A 24,143-nucleotide genomic window follows, 5' to 3' on the forward strand; every position below is an offset into this window, starting at 1 on the left:
GCAAGGGTGATGCGAGATTTGAGCTTCCCTGACGCTGCTGGGGACATTTTGCCACTATCGGCTGTAGAGGTTATCCTGCCCGGCCCGCATGACCGTACTGCCTATCTGGTAGACGTTTGCCCATCTTCAAGGAAGTAGTTAGGAATGCACGAGACGCTGAGAATAAAAATTGACTTTTTGAAGGAGCGTCAACGGCCAGCTGAAATTTTTCAGGCTATGAGTAGTTATATTGAGGCCTACGAAGCGATAGGCCAAGTCATGGTCGGGAGCCTCGGTGCGCAGGGAGAATTCGCTCTTCGGCTTGAAGATGTCGAGACTGGTTCAGTTGCTAGTGTGCTCAAGGCCGTTCCTGGACGCCTCAAGGGATGGTTCGAGACTGCTGTTTTCGAATCAAGCATGAAATTAGCGGAAGACCTAGCGGGTCTCGAAAGTACCACTACTGAAGAAGAGGTTGATCAGCTAGCGTCAGGAGTTGAAGCTGAACTAGCTAAGTTTAATGATGAACAGATGTTTGCTCCAAAAATTGATCGAAAAGCTTTTGCACACGCATTGAATAAATTGTCAGAAGCAAATAAGAGGCTGCTTCCTGAGGAGAGCGCTTCGGCCAGCATCGTTGAGTCGGAAAATGTCACAGCTATCAATACTCACTGGCGTTTTAACGCGAATCCCAAAGAGATGTTTCAAGGGACGACTGAAACTAAAGGCTGCGTGGATAAACTTTACGTCAGAGCGCCAGTCAACATCGGTAAAGGAGCTTGGGCTATGCTCAGCGCTAGTACGAACAATCGCTACAATGCCAAGATCACTGACTTGCCGTGGCTTGAGCAGTACCAGGATGGCTCTATAGCACCTATTGGTCCCAGAGACGTTATGGAGGCTGAGGTTTCAATTGAAATTTACTCTCCGCCTCCGGGGAAAGGTAAACCCTTCATTTCGGGTGCGAAAGTCGTAAGAGTTTTGCAAATTCACCGCGATGTCGGATTACAGCATGAAACAAAACCTCTCTTCTAAAAAACGAAATACGATGTGGGCGGAGCTTTTTTCCGAGTACATCTTCATAGTCACGCCTTTTGTCTTTCTTGTGGCAATCAAATTGTATACATCGTCTTGGAAAGAAATCTTACTAGCGCCTGACTGGTCGTTAGTGTCCTGTATTATTTTTGGCCAGATTGCAGTGAGAATGTCTCGATCTGCAATTAAACATCGCGCCGCGGATGACACGCAGTTTGGGCTGTACTCGGCAAAGCGATTCTTCTTAGTTGCAATGTCTTTACTATTTTATTTTGGGATGGTGGCGCAGCCCACAATATATCTTGGGTGGGGGCAACTGGTTTTATTTTTAATGGCTAGTTATTTTCATTTTAAAGACGGTCTTGCTGCTCGAATTCTTGAGGGGGGCGTCAAAATTTAGTTTTTATCTTGGATCGCGTCCAGGTGCGGGCTGATAATGGCTAGGGTGAATAGGGCCACAAGCGAATCGTTGGTACTGAATTAACTTTCGTTGGCGCGCATCACCAATTTGGCGAAGCATGTTGGGTCGTTCCCGGTCCAAGTAGGCAGCTGGAAATATTGCCGGGTCGTAGGGGATAGCATCCAGCACGTCGATTCCATATTCGACGTAAACACGCTTTCCGAGCGGTGTCAGGGCTAACGCCTTAATCCGACGGATATGCTCCGATATGACTCGATATCCCTCATGTACCAGCAGGTCGCGCAGGTAATGGTTTGAAGCGCGCAGTGCAATCTTCACTCGCACGGATTCCCGGTGCGGTCGATCCTGCCAGTAAGCAAATAGATTGAATAGGCGAGACTTTAGACATGTGATGGGGTCGATGACGGCGACCTGCACACCTTCGATATCCAGGACGGATAAATATTTGAAAATCTCTTTTTTGGGCGCGCCCCCGACGCTGTCCATTTCCAGGATATCGACGATGACCTCTTTACCGTCAACCCAGTCAATGTACGCGGCGGCAATATTTATCGTGTTGTCGTCCATCTTCGCCTTGCGAAAAGGGACGCCTATCATCTGGGCGCAATAATCAATAGAGTTGGGCTTGCCGATAAAGTCCAAGTCATCGCTAGTGACGAATCCGACATCCTCGCCTGTCATTTCGTCGATGAGGTATTGCCGGGCCCAAAGCGTAAGCGATTGCCCGCCAACGATCACAAGGCCGTAATCGGTGACAGCTGATTGAATTGAGGGACGGTAGACGCGCTGAATTAGATCGAGCAGGAAAGCGAAGAGCTCTGAACGTTCAAGTAGGGCGAACGGAGCGTCTTCGTTTACCGTTTCGGGCATCAGTTGCTTAGCGCAGAGAATCGTTGTGGGCGAGCGATTGAAGCAGAGTTGCCACGAAGGGCGGCTTTGGCACGGGCAGCAGCCATTTCAAGCATCTGAGGGTCAGCTGCATAGACAGCATCAACCTGGCGGTCACGTGAGCTGCTTTTAAGGCTCATCATTTCCGCAAAGCTAAGGTCTTTTGAATGCTGGTGGCCGCTGATCATGGCAAAGTACCCATAAGGGTGGAGATATAGACTTGAACTTGAGGTTAGCACATTCAGTCTGCGCATTTACAGGTGAAGGGCTGTGATTGCAAGGTTTTAACCGACGAAATGCATTACCTTGCGACCATTTTGTGTGAAAAAACAGTTGTTTTTCGCTCACTAGGTACCAACAGGAGGGCTGGCGGAGCCAGCCCTCCTGTTGGTACCTAGTGAGCCTTTAACGCATTAAAAGACGATCTTTAAGAATCTAATCAGTTGTCAAGTGAAATGTCAACTGTGGTGTGGGTACTGTAGCATTAGCTAAGCCTATCAGCTCCGGCATTGAGACGCGCTGACCTACATTGGTGATCTATAGTCGAAAAATAGCATGCACCGAAAATAGGTTGCCCGATGACCGTGAAGGTGAGGATCTCGCTGAGCAAGTAGCCCTACGATTTCTGAGGGCGGTCCGGGGGGCTATCCACGATTCGAGCGTTAGATCAGCATTTCGCGGTCATTTCCTAAGCGTTTCCAGATCAATAGGGTGGTGAGTCGATAGTAATACTGGGAGGCGTCGGAGTGGTCTTTCAGGTGCTGAGTCAGAAACCAGCGCAAATGCTTGAGCTGCCAGGTCCAGGGATTGTCTCGCTGCCATTGTTGTTGAATGGCCGCTTGCATGGCTCGGGCTTGCCGTAGGTGTCGTTGCTGCGTGGCCTGCGAGCCATTCAGTACACCGCTCAGGAACAGCGCCATATCGAAGGGCTTGGTCACGCTCGACCTCCAATGTAGGCCGAAACTACATCGATCCGGTTATCCCCGAGTTCAAGGCTGATCTGTTTCCGCGCCTGTTGATCAAGGTCGCGGTCAATACGATAGCAGTGACCACCATTGACCGGTGCGGCGTGGCCCGTGAGCTGCTCGTAACGTTCGCAGGCGTAGGCCGCTCGCAGTTCATGGAAACCCTTCAGCCCGTGCTCATGCATCGTTTCGCGGGTGGGGAGCACGGTCTGTTGCAGGAACGCGGCGTAGCTTTCGTCTCGGGCCAGCAAGTTGCGACTATGGGGCGGCGACGCATGACGAGCCAACTGCAGCGAAAGGGGGACCGAAAGGGGGACAGATCTATTTTTTCGAAAGGGGGACAGATTTATTTTTTGATTTTTTGCGGTTTTTTCGCGCCTATGGTGTAGAGGTAGATTAACCACGAATAGCGTTTTACTGTTTGCTGGACGAGTTTTACTAGTCCCGACCCCGACCCCGACCCCGACCCCGACCCCGACCCCGACCCCGACCCCGACCCCGACCCCGACCCCGACCCCAACTCTGATGCACTCATCCAATGTCACCGTGTGCTTGAAATGATCCCAAAGCCTCGCCCCTCCCCCCATGCTCCCGTACGATCTAGCGATGACCTCACCGTCAAATCCGGAGTCAAGTGAACTCCAACCCCGCATCGAATAACCCTAACCCTGTCCCCACGCAGCAGGTTTCGGTTTTCAGGCCGCAGTCCAATACCCTATCCAACCCCAGGCTTTGCAAATACTCGATGGTTTGCGGCGACAGTGCGTGGCCGTAGCCGTAGCCGTAGCCGTACCCGTACCCGTAGGCGATGGTGATGCGGTCGGCCTCGATCAAGCTTTTCCGTTCAGAGGCGGGGTGCCAACCGAGTTTCTAGAAGAACATTTGAACTTGTCGTGGCGTTCGACGGCGGCGACGCTGGGCAGGATGCCGTCGATGAGCGATTGGGGAGGGATGAAGCTGGGTTGCACGTCGATGATCAGGAAGGCTTGGCGCAAAGCTTCTCCGAGGGCATTTGTGGTGCGTTAGCTGATCTCTTCGCGGGCAAGCCCGACCCAGCAGGGGGTGTGTGATGCAGGGATTACCGAACCCCAGATGCAACAAAACCCGCACTGGGCGGGTTTTGTCTTGCTTCGTATTTGGTGGAGCCGGGGGGATTTGAACCCCCGTCCGCCAGTACTCCGCTGTCGGTACTACATGCGTAGCCGTGTCTATTAAGTTAACCCTCAGCGACCCGACGGGCAGGGTGCTTTGGGCGAGTTGTGTAAGTTTTAGCCGCTTCGTCCACAACGTACTGCACGGCGATTCTGTTCTATATGACAATCACTTTGGGTTTACAGACATCCCCTGGTGATTGCTGGACCCGAAGGTACCAGAAGCTCAGGGCTAAGGCTGCTTACGCAGCGAGAGCGAATTCCTGGCCGTAGTTTTCGTCATTGGCAACTATAAGTAGTTGCAACAGTGGATTTACGAGTTCTGTTACCAACTCGGCATGCACCTAAAGTTTCGCAACCGGCGTCGAATCCTAAACGGCCCCGAACTCATTGCCCGAAAATCTCATTGAGCAACAAGCCAGTACAGTGTACGCCAATGAGGCGCGGAAGGCCAACCCGAAGGTTGGCCTCGCCTGACATCAGTTGCGCGTAGGGTTTCGAATCTGCATTTTGGTGATCATGCCAGAGGTGATTTCGACGCAATCCTTGTCGTTACCGGCCGCCTGGGCAGCCTTGGATTTTTCCAGCGCTGCTTTGACGTTGTCCAGCGAGTTTTCCGGTAAAGACGGCGCGCTGTCCACGAAGTCGCTTATCTGTTGAATGTTTGCCGCACAAAGATCCTTGTCTGCCGCGAATACGGGCGATGCCAGCAGTGCCGCAGTGATAAACAATCCAGCCATTGCAGAGTGCTTCATGGGTATCTCCTTGCGCATGAGGGCTCGGTGCTGCCGGTCGATGAGGCTGCTGGCCGAGGGGTTTTTAAGCCCGTTCGCAGGGCCTAATTAAATGACTATAGCCGCGCGCAGGAATTCGGTTTTCTTTTGCGATTGCGTGAGGGGGATATGAATATTATAGAGGCGAGGTTTCTCGCGATGGCGCTGAGGCAACGCGTTTTGCCAGAAAACACGCGTTATCGTTGACGTCCATCGCGAGCATGCTCGCTCCTACAGGGCCGGGCGGGCTTGGGTTACGCGGTCTACCAGGTAGACCAGCCCGTGATAATCGATTCCGCCGTGCTGGCTGAGGCCGATTTCACAGGTGCGGCTGGTGGAAATGCCTTCGCTGCAATACTGCACCGCATCCTTCAAGGTACGCAGCGAATGTGCGTTCAGCTCCGGGGTGGTGAAGCCTTTGTCGCCGGCAAACCCGCAGCAGTGAATACCCTCGGGGATGACCACGTTATTGCTGCACTTGCGCGCCAGATCGATTAGCGCCTGGCTTTCGCCCAGATGCTGGGTGCTGCAGGTGACATGCACGGCAATGGGGGCTTCCTGCGGTGTGAATTGCAGTCGATCCATCAAGTGTGTGCGAATGAAACGTACCGGATCGTACAGGTCCAGGCGCACATCGCCGAGGTCCTGGGTCAGGCGCAAGGTGCAGGGGCTGGTGTCGCAGTAAATCGGATCGAGCCCGCCACGACTGGCGTGGAGCAGGGCGCCGATCAGTTCCTGGCGTTTGTGTTCGGCCTGTTCGGCATAACCCTTGGAGGCGAAGGGCTGGCCGCAGCAGAGGTTGTCCAGATTGTCGGGGAAAACCACCTGATAACCGGCTTTTTCCAGCAGGCCGCGGGTCTTGTCGTACAGCGACATTTGCTCCTTGTCGCCCGCCGCCGGGCCCATGGCGCGTGAAACGCAGGCTGCCAGATACACCACGCGCGGGCGTTCGTCGGTCACCGACGGACTGAAGCGAATGGCTTTTTCCGGCTGCGGCATGGCGTTGGTCCATTGCGGGACCTGGCCTTTGGACAAGCGGGTCAGCGTTGCCGACAGTTTTGCCAGGCGTGGCGCACCCAACAACATCCGTGCACCGTTGGCCACGTGGAGGGTGAAACGCGCCCCTTGCAGCGCCGTGGCGAAATTGCCTTCAAGCCAGGTGGCAGTTTTCCTATGGGTAGCGTGCTGTCCACGAAGCTTTTTCACCAGCTCGCCGGTGTTGATGCCTACAGGGCAACGTTGGGCACAAAGACCGGTGGCGGCGCAGGTATCGATGCCCTGGTATTCAAAGGCAGCCTCAAGTTCGCGGGTATCGACACCAGCGCGTTTCTTCGCCTGGATGTCACGCCAGATCACGATACGTTGGCGCGGGCTCAAGGTCAGGCCTTTGGAGGGGCAGACCGGTTCGCAGAAGCCGCATTCGATGCACTTATCCACAATCTCGTCGGCGGCTGGCAGCGGCTTCAGGTGTTTGAGGTGGATTTGTGGGTCTTCGCTGAGCACCACGTCCGGATTGAGAATGCCGTTGGGATCGAGCAGGCGCTTGAGCTGCCACATCAACTGGTAGGCGTCGCTGCCCCATTCCAGTTCGACGAAGGGTGCCATGTTGCGCCCGGTACCGTGCTCGGCCTTGAGCGAACCACCGAACTCGACTGCCACCAGTTGCGCCACGTCGTCCATGAACGCCTGGTAGCGGGCGACTTCCTGCGGATTGTTGAAGCCTTGGGTGAAGACGAAGTGCAGATTGCCTTCCAGTGCATGTCCGAAAAGGATCGCTTCGTCGTAGTGATGTTTGTCGAACAGCTCGATCAGGCGGTTCACGCCGATGGCCAGTTGTTCCACCGGGAAGGTCACGTCCTCGATGATCACCGTGGTCCCGGTTTTACGCACCGCGCCAACGGCGGGGAAGGTGTCCTTGCGGATCGCCCAGAGCCGGGCGTTTTCCAGCGGGTCTTCGGTGAAATCGACTTGTTTCTCTACCGGGAACGAGGACAGTGACGCCATGATCTGCGCCAGTTGCTCGTGCAACAAAGAGGTCGATGCCGCGCGGGATTCGATCAGCAGGGCGCAGGCATTGTTCGACAGGTGTTGTACGAAAGCGGGCATGCCGGGCTTGTTCTGTACCGAGCGCAGGCTGCGGCGGTCCAGCAGTTCTACCGCTGAGACCGGTTGGTTTTTCAGTACGGTGACGGCGTTGCAGCAGGTTTCCACGTCCGGGAATACGATCAGCGCCGAGGCCTTGTTCGGGTGATCGATCACCGTGTCGTAGGTCACCGCGCTGATGAAGCCCAGAGTGCCTTCGGAACCCACCAGCAAGTGGCTCAAGATATCCACAGGCTCGTCGTAGTCCACCAGGGCGTTGAGTGACAGGCCCGTGGTGTTTTTCAGACGATATTTGTGGCGAATTTTTGCAGCCAGTTCGGCATTGGCGCGGGTCTCGCGGCCCAAGGTCGCAAGACGCTCCAGCAGGTCGCCGTGACTGGCGCGAAACGCCGCGACACTGGCGGCATCTTCGGTATCGACACGGCTGCCGTCGGCCAGCACCAGACGGATGCCCGCCAGGGTGTGATAAGTGTTTTGCGCCGTGCCGCAGCACATGCCGCTGGCATTGTTGGCAACGATTCCGCCGATTTTGCAGGCGTTGATCGACGCAGGGTCCGGGCCGATCTTGCGCCCGAATGGTGCCAGCCAGGCGTTGGCCTGCGCGCCGATCACCCCCGGTTGCAGGCGGATTTGTGTGCCCTGGCCACGGATCTCACGACCGTTCCAGTTATCCCCAAGCACGATCAACACCGAATCGCTGATGGCTTGTCCGGACAGGCTGGTGCCAGCAGCGCGGAAGGTCACGGGAACCCGGTCGCGCTGCGCCAGTTGCAGCAGTGCCACCACTTCGTCTTCGGACTCGACGCGAATTATCAGTTGCGGAATCAGTCGATAGAAGCTGGCATCGGTGCCGAAGGCCAGCGTCGACAGTGGATCGTCGAAACGCCGTTCCCGGGGAATCAGTTGCTGCGCATCGCGCAGGAAAGCGGCCGGTAGACTCATTGGTCCTCCAGGATCAACACCACGAGGTCTTTCGGACCGTGGGCGCCGTAAGCCAGGACTTGCTCGATATCAGCGGTTTTCGACGGGCCGGAAACCAGCAAGGCGTTGGTCGGCATGCCCTGGGCCCATTCGAATTCCTGTTGTACCTGATAGAAGTTATCGCGGATTTCACTGGCCTTGAGCAAGGCGAAATGCACCGGCGGCGCCAGGCTCATGAGGCGCGGTTCTTCTCGCGTCGGCCAGAGAATCAGGCTGCCCGTGGCGGCGATTGCGCCAAGGGTGGTGGTCAGGCTCGCCGGGGTGTCGTTGAACAGTTCTGCTTTCCATTCCTCAACCGGGCGGTCGTAGGCCTTGAGCGTCGGCAGGCCGGGATTTTTCGCCCAGTGCTGCGAGACGCGTTGCCCGTGCGGCGTAGTCGGGGCGATCAACAGGCTGGGCAACTGGCGGTCTTGCAGCAGTGTTGCCAACAGGGTCGGCCAGTGCTCGCCCGAAGTCAGGTGGATTTCCGTGTGCACTGCTTCCATCAATTTGCGCAGTTGCGGGATGCGTTGATCGGGCGTGTAGGTATAGGGCTTTGTCACCAGTTCGACGTCGAAGTTGTCAGGCACCGGCGTGGTGCCTGTCAGGCTTTTGCGCAACTTGGTTAGGATATTTTGCTTGGCGCTCATCAACGATCTCCCTGTTTGGCCAGATGCTCGCGAGCCATGTCATGCAGTGAGCGGGCGGCGGGTTTCGGGGCACTGTGGTTCTGCGTCCATGGTCCGACATTGCTCGGCGTAAGGGCACGCAGGCGAGTTGCGGCCAAAGCGAACAGGCGATAAAGCGTCGGTGAACTGTTGAGCCTGGCCCAGGCGTTCCAGATGAATCGTTCCTTGCGCGAGTACTTGCTGCCCTGGCCACGCATCACTTGATCCGGGCTGTCCGGCGCTTTCACGTTCTCTTCGCGCAAACGGCGCAGCAAAGACGGGATCGGGATTTTGACCGGGCACACTTCGCCGCAGGCACCGCACAGCGAAGAGGCGCTCGGATGATCCGGGACTTTCGCCAGGCCGACCATGTGCGGGGTGATGATTTTGCCGATAGGGCCGGGGTAGACCTCGCCGTAGGCATGGCCGCCGATTCGAGTGTAGACCGGGCAATGATTCATGCAGGCGCCGCAGCGGATGCAGTTCAAGGTCTGGCGCAGTTCGCTGTCGGCAAACGCCTGGCTGCGACCGTTGTCGAGCAGGACCAGGTGCACTTCCTGCGGGCCGTCGAGCTCATGTTCCTTGCGCGGACCGGAGATCATGTTGACGTAGGTGGTGATCGGGATGCCCAGGGCCGAGCGGGTCAGCAACGACAGCAGCGGCACTACGTCGCGCAGGTTCTCTACGACTTTCTCGATGCCGGTGACGGCGATGTGCACCGGTGGCACAGTGGTCGTCATGCGGCCGTTGCCTTCGTTTTCCACCAGCAACAAGGTGCCGGTTTCGGCCACGGCGAAGTTGACGCCGGAGACGCCGATGTCCGCTTCGAAGAACTTCTGCCGCAGGACCCTGCGACCGATCTGAATGAGTTGGTCAACGTCCTTGGTGTATTCCACGCCAAGTTTGTCGTGGAACAAGGACGCGACCTGACCGGCGTTCTTGTGGATCGCCGGCATGATTATGTGTGAAGGCTTCTCGTGGTCGAGCTGGACGATGTACTCGCCCATGTCCGATTCCAGGCATTCAATGCCCTGTTCAGCGAGGACGTGGTTCATCTCCATTTCTTCGCTGACCATCGATTTACCCTTGATCACTTGCCGCCCCTCGTGAGCGCGGATGATCGACAGGACGATGCCATTGGCTTCGTCCACCGTTTCCGCCCAGTGCACTGTCACACCGTTGCGGGTCAGGTTCTGTTCAAGTTGCTCGAGCAAATCGGGCAACTTCGATAACGCACGGGCGCGGACAGCATTGCCCAGCGCTCGCAGATGTTCTCTTTCGTGAGCATCGCTGAAAGCCGCTGCCCGTTTGGTCATCAGTGAATCCATCGCCTTGCGGAAGTTGCCCCGCAATTGCGCGTCACCCAGCGCCTCGTGCGCCCGGGTGCGAAAGTCTTCTTCTACGGCGACCGTAGGAATAATCTCGGCGGCACTCATTGGGCACCTCCGGTACGCTGCCAGAGGAAGCTGGCCAGGTGTTGACCGCGCAGCGCTTCTTTCTGTTTCTCCAGCGAGCCGTTGATGTTCATCAGGCAACCGCAGTCGGCACTGAGTACCTGGTGCGCGCCGGATTCTTTCAACGAGCGGGTCTTGTCAGCCACCATCGCCCCGGAAATATCTGGCATACGGACGCTGAAAGTCCCACCAAAGCCACAGCATTCGCTTTCGTGGCTGTGTTCGACCCGCTCCACGTTGCCCAGTTGCGACAATAGCTCGCGGCCGTGCAGGTGGGTGTTCATCTCACGGCGTGCCGAACACGACGTGTGCAACGCTACCTTCACCGGCATGCCGCTGTCCTTGAACTGCACCTTGCAGACAAACAACAGAAACTCGGCCAGTTCATAGGTCCTGGCAGCCAGTGCCTGAACCTGTTGCAAGGTGTCCGGCTCATCCTTGAACAAGTCGGCATAGTGTTCACGCAACATGCCCGCGCAGGAACCCGAAGGTACCACCACCGGATAATCCCCGGCGAACAGCGCCAGTTGCGAGCGCGCGACGGTCCTGGCCTGCTCGGTGTAGCCCGAGGTGTAGGCCGGTTGACCGCAGCAGCTTTGCCCTTGCGGGTACTCGACACGAATGCCCTCGCGTTCCAGCAGGTGGATCGCGTCCATTCCGGCTTGCGGGTAGAACAGATCCACTACGCAGGTCCCGAACAGGTACACCCGTTGAGGTTTCTCGCTGGGGTATTGCCGAGGCTCGGGCAGTGGCGGGGCGACACGGGTCGCATTCGGCACAGCGTTGTAAAAAAGCTCGCTCATCAGGCGTGTCTCTCGGCCGGTTATCCGTCCGTCGAGGCCACTGAATATAGAGAGAAAATCTTTCAGCAGCCTTGCAGACCGGGTAGTGAATAGCTGACGCCGGGGTCGTGGCCCGGCGTCGTTTTTCCATGTCGCTTGTAGCGCTTAGTGCACCAGCATGCCGGTGAACCAGTAGGCCTGGGCCAGGGTGATCAGGCCGACAATCGTTGCAAAGAACAGGCTGTGCTTGAGGGTGAAGCGGAACAGGTCCGATTCCTTGCCCACCAGGCCGGTTGCCGCACAGGCCACGGCGATCGATTGTGGCGAGATCATCTTGCCGGTCACGCCACCGCTGGTGTTCGCTGCCACCAGCAAGGTGTCGTTGACGCCGATCTGGTGGGCGGTGGTCGCCTGCAACGAACTGAACAGCGCGTTGGACGAGGTATCGGAGCCGGTCAGGAACACGCCCAGCCAGCCGAGGAACGGCGAGAAGAACGGGAAGGCTGCGCCTGTACCGGCCAGGACCAGGGCCATGGTCGACGACATGCCCGAGTAGTTGGTGACAAACGCGAAGGCCAACACCATGCCGATGGACAGGATCGGCCAGCGCAGTTCGTAGAAGGTCTCTTTCAAAGTGGTCAGACCAGTTTTGAGGTTGATCTTCAGGACCAGCATCGAGATCAGCGCCGAGAAGAAAATCGCGGTGCCGGTGGCGGAGATCGGGTCAAGCTTGAACACCGCCGGGAGGGCAGTCGGCGCGGCCACGATCGGTGCCACCTTGATTACCAACTGGTCCAGGTGCGGGATGGCGAAATTGAACACGAAGCTGTACATCGAGCCGCCCGCGGCAAACATCGCCTTGAATGGCTTGAGCGTCCAGATGGTCACCAGCACGGTCAGGATCAGGAACGGCGACCAGGCCTTGAAAATCTCCCCGAGGCTGTAAGGCGAAGCCACGGTGGTACGCTTCTGGCCGAAACCACCGACGCTGGCGCTGACCACGGAAGCCGAGACGGCGCCGACGATGTGTTGGCCGGCAGCGCGTTTTGGCTGCCAGACCTTCAGGAACAGGGTCAGGGAAACCAGGCTGGCCAGGGCCGACGTGATGTCCGGCAGTTCCGGGCCGATGAAGTTGGAGGTGAAGTATTGGGTCACGGCAAAGCTCAAGCCCGCGACCAGCGCTGCCGGCCAGGTTTCTCGCACGCCGCGCAGGCCATCCATCATGAACACCAGCCAGAATGGCACGAACAACGACAGCAGCGGCAACTGGCGACCGGTCATGGCGCCAATCTTGAAGGCGTCGATGCCGGTCACTTGCCCGGCCACGATGATCGGAATACCCAGGGCGCCGAAGGCGACCGGCGCGGTGTTCGCGATCAGGCACAGGCCCGCGGCGTACAGCGGGTTGAAGCCCAGCCCTACGAGCAGTGCGGCGGTAATCGCCACCGGTGCGCCGAAACCGGCCGCACCTTCGAGGAAGGCGCCGAAGCAGAAGCCGATCAACAGGACTTGCAGGCGCTGGTCGTCGGTAATCGACAGCACCGAGCTGCGGATCACTTCGAACTGGCCACTCTTGACCGTCAGTTTGTAGAGGAACACGGCCGCCACGATGATCCAGGCGATTGGCCACAGACCGTAGGCGAAACCATACCCGGCGGCGGCGAACGCCATGTCGACTGGCATCTTGAAGGCAATGATTGCCACCAGGATCGACAAGGCCAGGGTGATGCTGCCAGCCACGTGTCCTTTGAGGCGGAACACGGCCAGGGCCAGGAAGAAAAACACGATGGGAATAACGGCTGCGAGTGCGGACAGGCCGAGGCTGCCGAGCGGGCTGTAGAGCTGTTGCCAGGTTTGCATATGGGGTGGCCCCTAATTGTTGTTGGTCAGGCACTGATCAGCGTTCTTGGTTAATTGGTAATACCAATTTACAATCGCTGTTGGCTAGGGTAAAAGCGTTGTAGGCGGTGTGTCAATTTGCCGCCCTAAAACTTTTGTCGTAGGCAGGGATTTGCAGAAGGTCTGGCCCGTTTGGGTAATGGTCGCTTGGCAGGTGCCTGCGTAGCCTGGATAGGCCAGAATAGAGCCCCGGCGCGCCGTCGGGATGGTGGAGAAATCGAGTTATGGGGTTTGATCAGATTCGGCAGCGCCGTTTGTCTGACGATATTGTCGAGCAGCTCGAGGGCATGATCCTTGAGGGCACGCTGAAAGCCGGTGAACGCCTGCCGGCGGAACGCGCGCTGGCCGAGCAATTTGGTGTCTCTCGACCTTCGTTGCGCGAAGCTATTCAGAAGTTGACCGCCAAGGGGCTGCTGGTCAGCCGTCAAGGTGGCGGCAATTATGTGGTGGAATCCCTGGGCACGACGTTCAGTGATCCGCTGTTGCATCTGCTGGAAAGCAACCCCGAAGCGCAGCGCGATCTGCTGGAGTTTCGCCACACGCTGGAAGCGTCCTGCGCCTATTACGCAGCGCTACGTGCCACCGACGTTGACCGCGAGCGACTGGCTGCCGCGTTCAATCAATTGCAGGACTGCTATTCGCGTCACGATGAAGTCAGTCGGGCGGAGGAGGGCGCGGCGGATGCAAATTTTCATCTGGCGATTGCCGAAGCCAGTCATAACGCGGTGCTTCTGCACACCATTCGCGGGTTGTTCGACCTGCTCAAGCGCAATGTGGTCACGAACATTGGCGGCATGTACAAACAGCGTACAGAGACCCGCGACATGCTGATTACGCAGCACCGGGAGCTGTATCAGGCAATTATCGAAGGCAGGGCGGAACAGGCCCGGGAAGTCTCCAGTCGACACATTCTGTATGTGCAGGAGGTGCTGGAGGAGGTGCGTCAGGAAGTGCAGCGCGTGGCTCGGGCGGAGCGGCGCAAGGGGATGTAGTCAGCTGGTGATCGTTCCCACGCTCTGCGTGGGAATGCGGCAATGGACGCTCTGCATTCGCTTTGTGACGCGGAGCGTCACGGGATGCATTCCCACGCAGAGCGTGGGAACGATCAGTGCAAGGAATTAATCTTCCTTGCCCTTGTTGCGCACCGCGCGCTGCAATTCGCGCCCGGCGTCGCGTTCGCGCTCGGTGTCGCGCTTGTCGTATTCCTTCTTGCCCTTGCCCAGAGCAATTTCGCACTTGACCATGTGCTTGCTCCAGTACCAGGACAGGCACACGCAGGCGTAGCCTTTTTGCTGCACGGCAGCGGCGAGCTTTTCCAGCTCCCGCCGGTTGAGCAGCAATTTTCGCGTGCGCACCGGATCGGCGATGACGTGGGTGCTGGCGGTCGTCAGGGGCGTGATATGACTGCCGAGCAGCCAGGCTTCGCCATCCTTGAGCAGTACGTAACTGTCAACCAGTTGCAACTTGCTTGCCCGCAGACTTTTTACTTCCCAGCCGGCCAGGACCAGACCAGCCTCGAACCGATGTTCGATGAAGTAATCGTGTCGCGCCTTTTTATTTTGCGCGATGGTCCCTGTTGGGTGTTTCTTCTGTTTAGCCATAGGGGCGGCATTATAGGGAGTTGCACGCGAGTCGGCTACGGGATTGCTACATGCTTGAGTAGGTTGATTGAATCCCGGACAATGCGGCCTCTTTTTTGAACGCTTGGTCGTAATATAGATGTCGACAGACAAGGTTTCTGTCCACGGCAGTTGGGCTAGCCGTTGGGTTTTCATACTCGCCGCGACCGGTTCGGCCGTGGGCCTGGGTAGTATCTGGAAATTCCCCTACATGGTTGGCGTCTACGGCGGCGGCGCTTTCGTGCTGATGTTCCTGGCCTGTATCGCCTTGATCGGCGTGCCGGTCATGCTCGCCGAAACCCTGATTGGCCGGCGTGCCCGGCAGAGCCCGGCCAATGCCTTGAAGGTGCTGGCGCTGGAAGCGGGCCATTCGACAAAATGGTCCTGGGGTGCTTTTGCCGGAATGATCACGGCATTGTTGATCCTGTCTTTCTATAGTGTCGTCGGCGGCTGGTCGCTGGACTACATCATCGATATGGGTCGTGGCGACTTCCAGGGAGCGACTCCCGATCAGGTGGGGGCGTACTTTGGCAATGTGATTGCCGATCCCTGGCGCCTGACACTTTGGCACACGATTTTTATGCTGCTGTCTGCGGTGGTGATCGCAAAAGGCGTGGTCGCGGGGCTTGAACGCAGTCTGCGGATCATGATGCCGTTGCTGTTCGTGATGATCCTTGTGTTGCTGGGCTACAGCATGACCACCGGGCATTTCATGGAAGGCGTGCATTTCATGTTCGACTTCCACCCGGAAAAAGTCCTCGACGGCTTGCTGCCGGCCATGGGGCACGCCTTCTTTTCCCTGAGCGTCGGTGTCGGTTCGATCATGATCTACGGCGCCTACATGCCCAAGCATTCGTCGATCTCCGGGACCATCGTTGGCGTGGCGCTGCTGGATACCTTTGTGTCCCTGGTGGCTGGCCTGGCGCTGTTTCCGATTGTATTTGCCGGAGGGTTGAACCCAAGCGAAGGCCCTGGCCTGATGTTTGTCAGCCTGCCATATGCCTTTGGCAACGTAGCGTTTGGCCAGTTGATGGGCGTAGTGTTCTTCGTGCTGGTCGCGATTGCAGCCTGGAGTTCGGCCATATCCTTGCTCGAACCCATGGTGGCTTACCTGGTGGAGCGCTCGAAAATCAGTCGAACCTGGGTCACCTTCTGGTTGGCCTTCAGTTGCTGGTTTGTCGGTCTGGGTACCGTGTTTTCCTTCAATGTCTGGAAACAAGCCAAGTTTTTCGTGAACGAAGACGGGCTGTTTCACCTCTATCAATGGGGTGCGGCGGGTGGTCTGGACTTCTTTGGCGTGATCGATTTCTTCACCTCACGGATCATGCTGCCGCTCGGTGGATTGTGTTTCGTGGTATTTGCAGGCTGGGTAATGGGGCGTGAAGCAGTGCGTGACGAGCTGTCGATGCGAAACCCGATGTTGTTTGCCTTGTCCTTGTTCTTGATGCGCTATGTGGCGCCAATCGGCATTCTCATAGTGTTTGCCGCCCAGCTCTGGAAGTGACGCTGACATGACGACACACATTTCACGTTCGGCGTTGCTGCCGTACCCCGCGCAAGCGCTGTATGACCTGGTCAACGACGTGGCGCGTTATCCGGAATTCCTGCCCTGGTGCTCTTCAGCTGAAGTGCTGGAAAGCTCTGCCGATCATATGCGCGCGAGCGTTGGCGTGGCCAAGGGCGGGCTCAGCCAGCATTTCGTGACGCGCAACACCCTGGTGCCCGGCCAGTCGATCGAGATGAACCTCGAGGAGGGACCGTTCACCCAGTTGCATGGCGTTTGGGTGTTCAAGCCGTTGGGTGAGAAGGCCTGCAAGATCAGCCTGGACCTGTCGTTCGATTATGCAGGGCCGATCATTCGCGCCACCCTGGGGCCGTTGTTCAATCAGGCAGCGAATACGCTGGTGGACGCGTTCTGCCAGCGCGCCAAGCAAATGCATGGTTGAGGCGATGATAGAAATCGAGGTGGTCTATACCGCCGTTGATCGTCAGCTGCTCTTGTCGGTGAGCGTGCCGGCAGGAACCACCGTTCGCGCCGCGTTGTTGAAGTCCGGCATGCATCAGGCTTTTCCTGAGCTGGACCTGTCGCAGTGTCCGGTGGGGATCTTCGGCAAGGTGATTGCCGATCCCGACAGTCGTCCGGTTCAATCAGGTGATCGCATCGAGATCTACCGGCCGTTGCTGGCGGACCCGAAGGAAGTGCGTCGCCTGCGTGCGGCGAAGGCTGCCGAGGCCAAGGCCCGGAATCAGTAAGTCGGGTAAATGCCAGGCGTAAAAAAACCCGGACATGCCGGGTTTTTTTATGTCGCAAATTATTGCGGCGAGGTTTCCAGAGGTTCTGGAGTCGGGACTGGCACGGTTTCGACACCGTCCACTTCCTTCTGGATCTGATCGAGCAACGAGCCAGGCTTGACCGGTTTTTCCGGTTTCGGCTGCTCGACCTGCTCTGCTGGCGCAGTCACGGTGGTGCCAGTGTCCTTGCCCAGAATGGCTTCGTCGCGGCTCATGCCAGGCATGAAATCGCCAGAGAGACTGACAAGCTGGTCATTTGAGTTGAAGATAACGCTAATGCGTTCCTGTTGGCGTTCGCCGCCACCCGGTTGCAGGCTATACAGGTAATCCCAGCGATCGGCGTGGAACGTATCGGTCAGCAGGGGGTTGCCCATGATAAACCTTACTTGCTTACGGGTCATTCCCGGGCGTAACTGGTCTATCATGTCCTGCGTGACGACATTGCCCTGCTGGATGTCGATTTTGTAAACCCCGGGGAATGAACAACCGGCGAGTGCGAGCAGTCCCACAAAGGTGAAACTGGTTAGCAAGAGCTTGGTGTTTTGCATCGGTGGGCGACTTCCACTATCTTGGCTGGGACAACGTAAACGCCGATCATACCCGCATTAAGAGAAGCTGCGAAGCAGCATCGCGAGAAAGCTGACCATGGTTGAAAATAGCGAACTACGCAAAGCCGGCCTCAAAGTGACCCTGCCACGGGTCAAGATTCTGCAAATGCTCGACTCTGCCGAGCAGCGCCACATGAGTGCCGAGGATGTCTATAAGGCATTGATGGAGGCTGGCGAGGACGTCGGTCTGGCCACGGTTTACCGTGTACTGACCCAGTTCGAGGCGGCTGGACTTGTGGTGCGGCACAACTTCGACGGAGGCCATGCGGTCTTCGAACTGGACGACGGCAAGCATCACGATCATATGGTCAACGTCGAAACCAGCGAAGTGATCGAATTCTTCGACGAAGAAATCGAGCGCCTGCAGAAAGCCATCGTCGACAAGTACGGTTTCGAGATGGTTGATCACAATCTTGTGTTGTACGTGCGCAAGAAAAAGTAAGCATGTCGCGCGAACCCAGGGTTCGCGAAACGAACGAAGGCGACCCCAGGGTCGCCTTCGTGCTTTCTGCCGCTTGTGCGGTTTGCAAACGGTTCTGTAGGAGCTGCCGAAGGCTGCGATCTTGTATGGGCAAAGTCAAAAGATCGCAGCCTTCGGCAGCTCCTACAGGGTTCGTTTTAGATTTTTGCAGTGACGACCATTTTCTTGGCGTGAGCCAGGGATTCCTTGGTGAGATCGATCCCGCCCAGCATTCGCGCCACTTCTTCTACGCGATCGTTCTTGCTTAATTTGGAGACGGCCGTGCGAGTGGCATCTTCGCCCCGGACTTTGTGCACGAACAGGTGCTGATGCCCTTGTGCGGCAACTTGGGGCAGGTGCGTGACCGTCAGGACCTGCCCGCGTTCACCAAGCCTGCGCAGCAATTGGCCGACGATTTCTGCAGTCGGTCCGCCAATGCCGACGTCCACTTCGTCGAACACCAAGGTCGGGACCCGGGACGTTTGCGCGGTGATCACCTGGATCGCCAGGCTGATACGCGACAGTTCGCCACCCGATGCCACCTTCGCCAGCGCTTTTAATGGCTGCCCCGGGTTAGCGCTAACCAACAGTTCCACCTGTTCGAGTCCGTTCGGAAGCAATTCATTGCTGCTGTTCGGTCGCAGCTCAATGGCAAAGCGCCCTCCGGGCATGCCCAGGCGCTGGATCTCCTGTTCCACCGCGCTGGCCAGGCTGCTGGAGGCTTGGTGGCGCAGGTCGCTCAACTCTCGAGCCTTCTCCTGATAATGACGGGCATAAGACGCCAGCTCATCACTCAGTCGCTCGATGGATTCATCGTTGGCGTTCAGGGTTTCGATTTCATCCAGTAACCGCTGTTGCATCTCAGCGACCTCGGTTGGCTGGATGCGGTGCTTGCGTGCCATGGTGTAGATCGCATCGAGGCGTTCTTCCAGGTATTGAAGGCGCGCCGGGTCTGCGTCGAAGTTATCCAGGAAGCGGTTCAGCTCACCCACGGCTTCTTCAACCTGGATCTGCGCGCTGGTCAGCAAGCTGCTGGCTTCGCCCAGCGCGCCAATCGAGTTGTTCACGCTCGACAGGCGATTAAGGCTTGCAGTCAGGGCGTTCAGGACATTGCCGGAATCACTCTCGCTACATTGTTCGACCACTTGCCGGCAGATACCCAGCAAGGTTTCCGCGTTGGTCAGGTTCTTGTGTTCCTGTTCCAACTGCTCCAGCTCGTTGTCGCCGAGGCCAAGGTTTTCAAGCTCTTCAAGTTGGTAGCTGAGCAACTGATGGCGAGCGCGCTGCTCGTCGCCGGAGTTGGACAGTCGCTCAAGCTCCTGGTGAGTCTGGCGCCAGCGCTGGGCGGCCAGGTGCACCTGGCGGGCAAGGTCCGTGGCGCCGGCGTATTCGTCGAGCAGGCGGCGATGGGTATCGGTCTTGAGCAGGGACTGGTGTTCATGCTGGCTATGGATGTCGATCAGCAGTTCGCCCAGGGCCTTGAGGTCGCCCAGCGGGCAGGGGGTGCCGTTGATGTAGCCGCGCGAGCGCCCTTCGGCGGTAATGACTCGGCGCAGGATGCACGGGCCGTCGTTCTCGAGGTCGCGTTCGGCGAGCCAGGCGCTGGCTTCCGGGATGTCGGCCAGGTCAAAGGTTGCCAGGATGTCGGCTTTGTCTGCGCCGGGGCGGACCACGCCGCTGTCGGCTCGATCGCCGAGGGTCAGGCCCAGGGCGTCGAGCATGATCGACTTGCCGGCGCCGGTTTCCCCTGTGATCACGCTCATGCCTCGATCAAGTTCAAGATCGAGATGTTCAACGATGGCGTAGTTATGTACGGACAGGTGCACCAGCATGAAGGCCGCTCCCAGGCTTTAGGTCTGGTTATTTATACAGTGTTTTATTTGCGGCTGACAATGCCCCTCGTTAGCTCGATTTGCTTGATCCGACGAAATCCTTAGCGCGGAGGGGAATGACAATGCAGCTGTTTTTTGTAGGGTTAATGTTTGATCAGCCCTTGAAGCCGGATTTTGCGGCCCCATATAGCTGGACAGAAGCGCGAGTCAGGCTCGCGGACGATATTGAAAGGAGAATTCTATGGCTGACGAACAGACAGTGGATACGCAAAATCTAGACGCCGATCAGGCTTCCCAGGCTTCGGGTGATGACCTGGCGGCTCGTGTACAAGTGCTCGAAGAGCAACTGGCAGGTGCGCAGGATCAGGCTTTGCGTGTAGCCGCCGATCTGCAGAACGTCCGCCGTCGCGCCGAGCAGGATGTAGAAAAAGCTCACAAGTTCGCGCTGGAAAAATTCGCCGGCGACCTGCTGCCGATCATCGACAGCCTGGAGCGTGGCCTGGAATTGTCCAGCCCGGATGACGAAAGCATTCGTCCGATGCGTGAAGGCATCGAGCTGACCCTGAAAATGTTCCAGGACACCCTGAAGCGTTATCAGCTGGAAGCGATCGATCCGCATGGCGAGCCGTTCAACGCCGTTCTTCATCAGGCAATGGCCATGCAGGAAAGCGCTGACCTCGAGCCAAACAGCGTGCTCAAGGTGTTCCAGAAGGGCTACCAGCTTAACGGTCGCCTGCTGCGCCCGGCGATGGTCGTGGTCAGCAAGGCTCCGGCGCCAGTTTCGCCTTCTATTGACGAGCAGGCTTGAAATTAGCCGCAAGGCCCCCATTTAGAAGTCAAGCGTTTAAGTGCTACCGCAGTTAGCCACCACTGCTGCGGCAACCAAATCCAAAGTTTCGGGAGAGTGAACATGGGCAAAATTATCGGTATCGACCTGGGGACCACCAACTCCTGCGTCTCCGTGCTTGAAAACGGCGTAGCCAAAGTTATTGAAAACGCCGAAGGCGCGCGTACCACGCCGTCGATCATCGCTTACGCCAACGATGGCGAAATCCTGGTCGGCCAGTCCGCCAAGCGTCAGGCTGTGACCAACCCGCATAACACCCTGTACGCCGTGAAGCGTCTGATCGGTCGCAAGTTCGACGAAGAAGTCGTGCAGAAAGACATCAAGATGGTTCCGTACAAGATCGCCAAGGCTGACAACGGTGACGCCTGGGTTGAAGTGAACGGCCAGAAGATGGCGCCGCCACAAATCTCGGCTGAAATCCTGAAGAAGATGAAGAAGACCGCCGAAGACTACCTCGGCGAGCCAGTGACTGAAGCGGTGATCACCGTTCCGGCCTACTTCAACGACAGCCAGCGTCAGGCGACCAAGGACGCCGGCCGCATCGCGGGCCTGGACGTGAAACGTATCATCAACGAACCAACCGCGGCTGCTCTGGCTTACGGTATGGACAAGGCCAAGGGCGATCACACCGTGATCGTTTATGACCTGGGTGGCGGTACTTTCGACGTTTCCGTGATCGAGATCGCTGAAGTCGATGGCGAGCACCAGTTCGAAGTGTTGGCCACCAACGGCGACACCTTCCTGGGTGGTGAGGACTTCGACATTCGTCTGATCGACTACCTCGTCGACGAATTCAAGAAAGAAAGCGGCATGAACCTCAAGGGTGATCCGCTGGCGATGCAGCGCCTGAAAGAAGCCGCTGAAAAAGCCAAGATCGAGCTGTCTTCCGCTCAGTCGACCGACGTCAACCTGCCGTACATCACTGCAGACGCTACCGGTCCTAAGCACTTGAACGTGAAGATCTCCCGCGCCAAGCTGGAAGCGCTGGTTGAAGACCTGGTTCAACGCACTATCGAACCTTGCCGCATTGCGCTGAAAGACTCCGGTATCGACGTTGGCGCGATCAACGACGTGATCCTGGTCGGCGGTCAGACCCGTATGCCACTGGTTCAGAAGCTGGTGACCGAGTTCTTCGGTAAAGAAGCACGTAAAGACGTGAACCCGGACGAAGCTGTTGCCATGGGTGCTGCCATCCAGGGTGCGGTACTGGCCGGTGACGTGAAAGACGTTCTGCTGCTGGACGTCAGCCCGCTGACCCTGGGTATCGAAACCATGGGTGGCGTGATGACTGCGCTGATCGAGAAAAACACCACGATTCCTACCAAGAAATCGCAAGTGTTCTCGACTGCCGACGACAACCAGGGCGCCGTGACCATTCACGTGCTGCAAGGTGAGCGTAAGCAGGCTGCACAGAACAAGTCCCTGGGCAAGTTCGACCTGGCCGAGATTCCACCAGCACCACGTGGCGTGCCACAAATCGAAGTGACCTTCGACATCGACGCTAACGGCATCCTGCACGTAGGCGCCAAGGACAAGGCCACCGGCAAGACTCAGTCGATCGTGATCAAGGCCAACTCCGGCCTGTCCGATGAAGAGATCGAGCGCATGGTGCGTGACGCCGAGGCCAATGCCGAGGAAGACCGCAAGTTCGAAGAGCTGGCCGCTGCCCGTAACCAGGGTGACGCACTGGTTCACTCGACGCGCAAAATGGTCGCTGACGCTGGCGACAAGGTAAGCGCTGAAGAGAAGACTGCGATCGAAGCTGCCGTGGTTGCCCTGGAAGCCGCTGTAAAAGGCGACGACAAGGCTGCTATCGAAGCCAAGGTTGAAGAACTGTCGAAAGTCTCCGCTCCAGTGGCGCAGAAGATGTACGCCGAACAGGCTCAGCCTGCTGAAGGCGCGGCACCGCACGACGACAAGGCGCAAAAGGCAGACGACGTTGTCGATGCTGAGTTCGAAGAAGTAAAAGACCACAAGTAAGTTGTTGGTCGGCCGGTTGACTGCCTTCAGGCGGTGACTGGTAGGATGTCGCCGCGCGGGAGCTTGCTCCCGCGTTGGCGTGTCTGGAGTCAGCGAATTTTTACAGCATGCGACACGGTTCGCTTGTTGGCGGCATGGTCGGGAATGCTCCTGCTTTCCGAGCCGAAAGTGCCACATTGAAACAAAGACCAGGATCGTTGAATTGACGTGAGTTGGGTCCGGGCCTGTATTGGGGCTCAACGAGTTTGACGAGGCTCAGGAGAGGTTTGTCGAACGTCCTCAAGAGTGCAGAGACTTATGGCAAAGCGTGACTATTACGAAGTATTGGGTGTTGAGCGAGGTTCAAGCGAGGCGGACCTGAAAAAGGCCTACCGTCGCCTGGCGATGAAGCACCACCCGGACCGTAATCCTGATGACAAGGCGTCGGAAGAGATGTTCAAGGAGGCCAACGAGGCCTACGAGGTGCTCTCCGATTCCAGCAAGCGTGCGGCCTACGACCAGTACGGTCATGCCGGTGTCGACCCGAGCATGGGTGGTGGCGGCGCCGGTTTCGGTGGCCAGAACTTCTCGGACATCTTTGGTGATGTCTTCAGCGACTTCTTCGGTGGCGGTCGCGGTGGTTCCCGCGGTGGTGCCCAGCGAGGCAGCGACCTGCGTTACACGTTGGAGCTGAACCTGGAAGAAGCGGTGCGTGGCACCAGCGTGAATATTCGCGTTCCGACACTGGTCAACTGCAAGCCATGTGACGGCTCGGGTGCCAAGAAAGGCTCTTCGCCGGTGACCTGCCCGACCTGTGGCGGTATCGGCCAGGTGCGCATGCAGCAAGGGTTCTTCTCGGTGCAGCAAACCTGTCCGCGTTGCCACGGCCAGGGCAAGATCATTTCCGATCCTTGCGATTCCTGCCATGGCGAAGGTCGTGTCGAAGAGTACAAGACCCTGTCGGTCAAAGTGCCGGCCGGTGTCGATACCGGTGACCGCATTCGCCTGTCGGGCGAGGGCGAGGCGGGTGCCCAGGGCGGGCCAACCGGCGATCTGTACGTGGTGATCAACGTGCGCGAGCACTCGATTTTCCAGCGTGACGGCAAGCATCTGTTCTGTGAAGTGCCTATCAGCTTCGTCGATGCGGCGTTGGGTGGCGAGCTGGAGATTCCGACCCTCGATGGTCGAGTCAAGCTGAAAATCCCTGAGGGGACTCAGACCGGCAAGCAGTTCCGCGTGCGTGGCAAGGGCGTTGCGCCTGTGCGTGGCGGCGGTGCGGGTGACTTGATGTGCCGTGTGGCAGTCGAGACGCCAGTCAACCTGAGCCGTCGCCAGCGTGAAATGCTCGAAGAGTTCCGCAGCTCCCTGGCGGACGACAACAGTCATTCCCCGAAAACCACGGGCTGGTTCGAAGGCGTGAAGCGCTTCTTCGGCGATTTGTAAGGAGACAG

23 protein-coding genes, 1 other RNA gene and 1 pseudogene are annotated in these 24,143 nt (G+C 57.7%); 10 read left to right on the forward strand and 15 right to left on the reverse strand.

Features of this window, described 5'->3' with window-relative positions; translation table 11 throughout:
• The first annotated feature begins 144 nt into the window (after positions 1–144).
• On the forward strand, positions 145–1,011 hold the full coding sequence (locus PSUM_RS10400) for a hypothetical protein (RefSeq protein WP_083350112.1): 867 nt from the start codon (positions 145–147) through the stop codon (positions 1,009–1,011).
• Positions 989–1,411: a hypothetical protein gene (locus PSUM_RS10405; protein ID WP_065932666.1), complete on the forward strand. Its 423-nt coding sequence runs from the start codon at positions 989–991 to the stop codon at positions 1,409–1,411. The genes PSUM_RS10400 and PSUM_RS10405 overlap by 23 nt, the downstream gene beginning before the upstream one ends.
• A 3-nt stretch (positions 1,412–1,414) precedes the next feature.
• On the opposite strand, the gene PSUM_RS10410 is transcribed toward PSUM_RS10405, so the two are convergent.
• From PSUM_RS10410 to PSUM_RS10460, 12 genes and pseudogenes are all read right to left on the reverse strand, one after another.
• Positions 1,415–2,302: a hypothetical protein gene (locus PSUM_RS10410; protein WP_033044648.1), complete on the reverse strand. Its 888-nt coding sequence runs from the start codon at positions 2,300–2,302 to the stop codon at positions 1,415–1,417.
• A gap of 680 nt (positions 2,303–2,982) precedes the next feature.
• Entirely contained in the window at positions 2,983–3,258 is a 276-nt protein-coding gene (locus tag PSUM_RS10415; RefSeq protein ID WP_033045493.1) for a hypothetical protein, read from the reverse strand.
• Positions 3,255–3,590, reverse strand: a pseudogene (locus PSUM_RS10420) (integrase domain-containing protein); the annotation flags it as partial. The pseudogene PSUM_RS10420 and the gene PSUM_RS10415, both read right to left, overlap by 4 nt.
• A 325-nt stretch (positions 3,591–3,915) precedes the next feature.
• Positions 3,916–4,119: a cysteine hydrolase family protein gene (locus tag PSUM_RS32450; protein ID WP_331717099.1), complete on the reverse strand. Its 204-nt coding sequence runs from the start codon at positions 4,117–4,119 to the stop codon at positions 3,916–3,918.
• A complete protein-coding gene (locus tag PSUM_RS32455; protein WP_331717100.1) occupies positions 4,116–4,280 on the reverse strand; it encodes a hypothetical protein in 165 nt (54 codons plus the stop codon). Before PSUM_RS32455 ends, PSUM_RS32450 begins: the two co-directional genes overlap by 4 nt.
• Before the next feature lie 142 nt (positions 4,281–4,422).
• Positions 4,423–4,819: a transfer-messenger RNA gene (gene ssrA / locus PSUM_RS10430) on the reverse strand.
• Positions 4,820–4,915: 96 nt separating this feature from the next.
• The gene (locus tag PSUM_RS10435; protein ID WP_083350114.1) at positions 4,916–5,191 is read right to left on the reverse strand and encodes a hypothetical protein; all 276 of its coding nucleotides are present in this window, start codon (positions 5,189–5,191) and stop codon (positions 4,916–4,918) included.
• Between the two features lie 249 nt (positions 5,192–5,440).
• On the reverse strand, positions 5,441–8,254 hold the full coding sequence (locus PSUM_RS10440) for an FAD-binding and (Fe-S)-binding domain-containing protein (RefSeq protein WP_083350115.1): 2,814 nt from the start codon (positions 8,252–8,254) through the stop codon (positions 5,441–5,443).
• On the reverse strand, positions 8,251–8,922 hold the full coding sequence (locus tag PSUM_RS10445) for a LutC/YkgG family protein (protein WP_033044655.1): 672 nt from the start codon (positions 8,920–8,922) through the stop codon (positions 8,251–8,253). Before PSUM_RS10445 ends, PSUM_RS10440 begins: the two co-directional genes overlap by 4 nt.
• Positions 8,922–10,376: a LutB/LldF family L-lactate oxidation iron-sulfur protein gene (locus PSUM_RS10450; protein ID WP_033044654.1), complete on the reverse strand. Its 1,455-nt coding sequence runs from the start codon at positions 10,374–10,376 to the stop codon at positions 8,922–8,924. The genes PSUM_RS10445 and PSUM_RS10450 overlap by 1 nt, the downstream gene beginning before the upstream one ends.
• Complete coding sequence (locus PSUM_RS10455; protein ID WP_020796514.1) at positions 10,373–11,197, reverse strand: (Fe-S)-binding protein; 825 nt, start codon at positions 11,195–11,197, stop codon at positions 10,373–10,375. The genes PSUM_RS10450 and PSUM_RS10455 overlap by 4 nt, the downstream gene beginning before the upstream one ends.
• Before the next feature lie 144 nt (positions 11,198–11,341).
• Positions 11,342–13,036 carry a lactate permease LctP family transporter gene (locus PSUM_RS10460; protein ID WP_020796515.1) on the reverse strand — a complete coding sequence of 565 codons (1,695 nt, stop codon included), beginning with the start codon at positions 13,034–13,036 and terminating at the stop codon, positions 11,342–11,344.
• 263 nt (positions 13,037–13,299) lie between these two features.
• Between PSUM_RS10460 and PSUM_RS10465 the strand changes: the two genes are divergently transcribed.
• Positions 13,300–14,067, forward strand: coding sequence for a GntR family transcriptional regulator (locus PSUM_RS10465; protein ID WP_020796516.1), 768 nt, complete (start codon positions 13,300–13,302; stop codon positions 14,065–14,067).
• Positions 14,068–14,193: 126 nt separating this feature from the next.
• Here PSUM_RS10465 and smpB read toward each other — a convergent pair whose 3' ends face one another.
• Positions 14,194–14,676 (reverse strand): SsrA-binding protein SmpB, encoded by a 483-nt coding sequence (smpB, locus tag PSUM_RS10470; protein ID WP_008057382.1) that lies wholly within the window; start codon positions 14,674–14,676, stop codon positions 14,194–14,196.
• Between the two features lie 118 nt (positions 14,677–14,794).
• On the opposite strand from smpB, the gene PSUM_RS10475 reads away from it, so the two are divergent.
• Genes PSUM_RS10475 through PSUM_RS10485 form a run of 3 tightly spaced genes read left to right on the forward strand, consistent with a single transcriptional unit; the run spans position 14,795 to position 16,947 of the window.
• Positions 14,795–16,198 (forward strand): sodium-dependent transporter, encoded by a 1,404-nt coding sequence (locus PSUM_RS10475; RefSeq protein WP_083350116.1) that lies wholly within the window; start codon positions 14,795–14,797, stop codon positions 16,196–16,198.
• A 7-nt stretch (positions 16,199–16,205) separates the two neighbouring features.
• Positions 16,206–16,640, forward strand: a complete 435-nt coding sequence (locus PSUM_RS10480; protein WP_020796518.1) for a type II toxin-antitoxin system RatA family toxin — start codon at positions 16,206–16,208, stop codon at positions 16,638–16,640.
• The gene (locus PSUM_RS10485) at positions 16,633–16,947 is read left to right on the forward strand and encodes an RnfH family protein (RefSeq protein WP_083350117.1); all 315 of its coding nucleotides are present in this window, start codon (positions 16,633–16,635) and stop codon (positions 16,945–16,947) included. The genes PSUM_RS10480 and PSUM_RS10485 overlap by 8 nt, the downstream gene beginning before the upstream one ends.
• A gap of 59 nt (positions 16,948–17,006) precedes the next feature.
• Here PSUM_RS10485 and PSUM_RS10490 read toward each other — a convergent pair whose 3' ends face one another.
• On the reverse strand, positions 17,007–17,534 hold the full coding sequence (locus PSUM_RS10490) for an outer membrane protein assembly factor BamE (RefSeq protein ID WP_020796520.1): 528 nt from the start codon (positions 17,532–17,534) through the stop codon (positions 17,007–17,009).
• A gap of 97 nt (positions 17,535–17,631) precedes the next feature.
• On the opposite strand from PSUM_RS10490, the gene fur reads away from it, so the two are divergent.
• Positions 17,632–18,036: a ferric iron uptake transcriptional regulator gene (fur, locus tag PSUM_RS10495; protein ID WP_003197684.1), complete on the forward strand. Its 405-nt coding sequence runs from the start codon at positions 17,632–17,634 to the stop codon at positions 18,034–18,036.
• Positions 18,037–18,212: 176 nt separating this feature from the next.
• Here fur and recN read toward each other — a convergent pair whose 3' ends face one another.
• Positions 18,213–19,886 (reverse strand): DNA repair protein RecN, encoded by a 1,674-nt coding sequence (recN, locus tag PSUM_RS10500; RefSeq protein WP_020796522.1) that lies wholly within the window; start codon positions 19,884–19,886, stop codon positions 18,213–18,215.
• A 241-nt stretch (positions 19,887–20,127) separates the two neighbouring features.
• On the opposite strand from recN, the gene grpE reads away from it, so the two are divergent.
• From grpE to dnaJ, 3 genes are all read left to right on the forward strand, one after another.
• A complete protein-coding gene (grpE, locus tag PSUM_RS10505; protein WP_020796523.1) occupies positions 20,128–20,694 on the forward strand; it encodes a nucleotide exchange factor GrpE in 567 nt (188 codons plus the stop codon).
• A gap of 102 nt (positions 20,695–20,796) precedes the next feature.
• Positions 20,797–22,713 carry a molecular chaperone DnaK gene (gene dnaK, locus PSUM_RS10510; RefSeq protein ID WP_020796524.1) on the forward strand — a complete coding sequence of 639 codons (1,917 nt, stop codon included), beginning with the start codon at positions 20,797–20,799 and terminating at the stop codon, positions 22,711–22,713.
• Between the two features lie 297 nt (positions 22,714–23,010).
• Entirely contained in the window at positions 23,011–24,135 is a 1,125-nt protein-coding gene (gene dnaJ / locus PSUM_RS10515) for a molecular chaperone DnaJ (protein ID WP_020796525.1), read from the forward strand.
• Positions 24,136–24,143 lie beyond the last annotated feature (8 nt).

Source organism: Pseudomonas umsongensis, assembly GCF_002236105.1.
GTDB classification, from domain to species: domain Bacteria; phylum Pseudomonadota; class Gammaproteobacteria; order Pseudomonadales; family Pseudomonadaceae; genus Aquipseudomonas; species Aquipseudomonas umsongensis.

Coding starts and splice junctions, on each gene's coding strand:
- PSUM_RS10480 (WP_020796518.1), top strand. CDS start 16,206: ATGACGACACACATTTCACGTTCGGCGTTGCTGCCGTACCCCGCGCAA.
- PSUM_RS10455 (WP_020796514.1), bottom strand. CDS start 11,197: ATGAGCGAGCTTTTTTACAACGCTGTGCCGAATGCGACCCGTGTCGCC.
- PSUM_RS10400 (WP_083350112.1), top strand. CDS start 145: ATGCACGAGACGCTGAGAATAAAAATTGACTTTTTGAAGGAGCGTCAA.
- PSUM_RS10445 (WP_033044655.1), bottom strand. CDS start 8,922: ATGAGCGCCAAGCAAAATATCCTAACCAAGTTGCGCAAAAGCCTGACA.
- smpB (WP_008057382.1), bottom strand. CDS start 14,676: ATGGCTAAACAGAAGAAACACCCAACAGGGACCATCGCGCAAAATAAA.
- PSUM_RS10450 (WP_033044654.1), bottom strand. CDS start 10,376: ATGAGTGCCGCCGAGATTATTCCTACGGTCGCCGTAGAAGAAGACTTT.
- PSUM_RS10475 (WP_083350116.1), top strand. CDS start 14,795: ATGTCGACAGACAAGGTTTCTGTCCACGGCAGTTGGGCTAGCCGTTGG.
- PSUM_RS10435 (WP_083350114.1), bottom strand. CDS start 5,191: ATGAAGCACTCTGCAATGGCTGGATTGTTTATCACTGCGGCACTGCTG.
- PSUM_RS10440 (WP_083350115.1), bottom strand. CDS start 8,254: ATGAGTCTACCGGCCGCTTTCCTGCGCGATGCGCAGCAACTGATTCCC.
- PSUM_RS10485 (WP_083350117.1), top strand. CDS start 16,633: ATGGTTGAGGCGATGATAGAAATCGAGGTGGTCTATACCGCCGTTGAT.
- PSUM_RS10405 (WP_065932666.1), top strand. CDS start 989: ATGAAACAAAACCTCTCTTCTAAAAAACGAAATACGATGTGGGCGGAG.
- PSUM_RS10410 (WP_033044648.1), bottom strand. CDS start 2,302: ATGCCCGAAACGGTAAACGAAGACGCTCCGTTCGCCCTACTTGAACGT.
- fur (WP_003197684.1), top strand. CDS start 17,632: ATGGTTGAAAATAGCGAACTACGCAAAGCCGGCCTCAAAGTGACCCTG.
- PSUM_RS10465 (WP_020796516.1), top strand. CDS start 13,300: ATGGGGTTTGATCAGATTCGGCAGCGCCGTTTGTCTGACGATATTGTC.
- PSUM_RS10460 (WP_020796515.1), bottom strand. CDS start 13,036: ATGCAAACCTGGCAACAGCTCTACAGCCCGCTCGGCAGCCTCGGCCTG.
- dnaJ (WP_020796525.1), top strand. CDS start 23,011: ATGGCAAAGCGTGACTATTACGAAGTATTGGGTGTTGAGCGAGGTTCA.
- grpE (WP_020796523.1), top strand. CDS start 20,128: ATGGCTGACGAACAGACAGTGGATACGCAAAATCTAGACGCCGATCAG.
- dnaK (WP_020796524.1), top strand. CDS start 20,797: ATGGGCAAAATTATCGGTATCGACCTGGGGACCACCAACTCCTGCGTC.
- recN (WP_020796522.1), bottom strand. CDS start 19,886: ATGCTGGTGCACCTGTCCGTACATAACTACGCCATCGTTGAACATCTC.
- PSUM_RS10490 (WP_020796520.1), bottom strand. CDS start 17,534: ATGCAAAACACCAAGCTCTTGCTAACCAGTTTCACCTTTGTGGGACTG.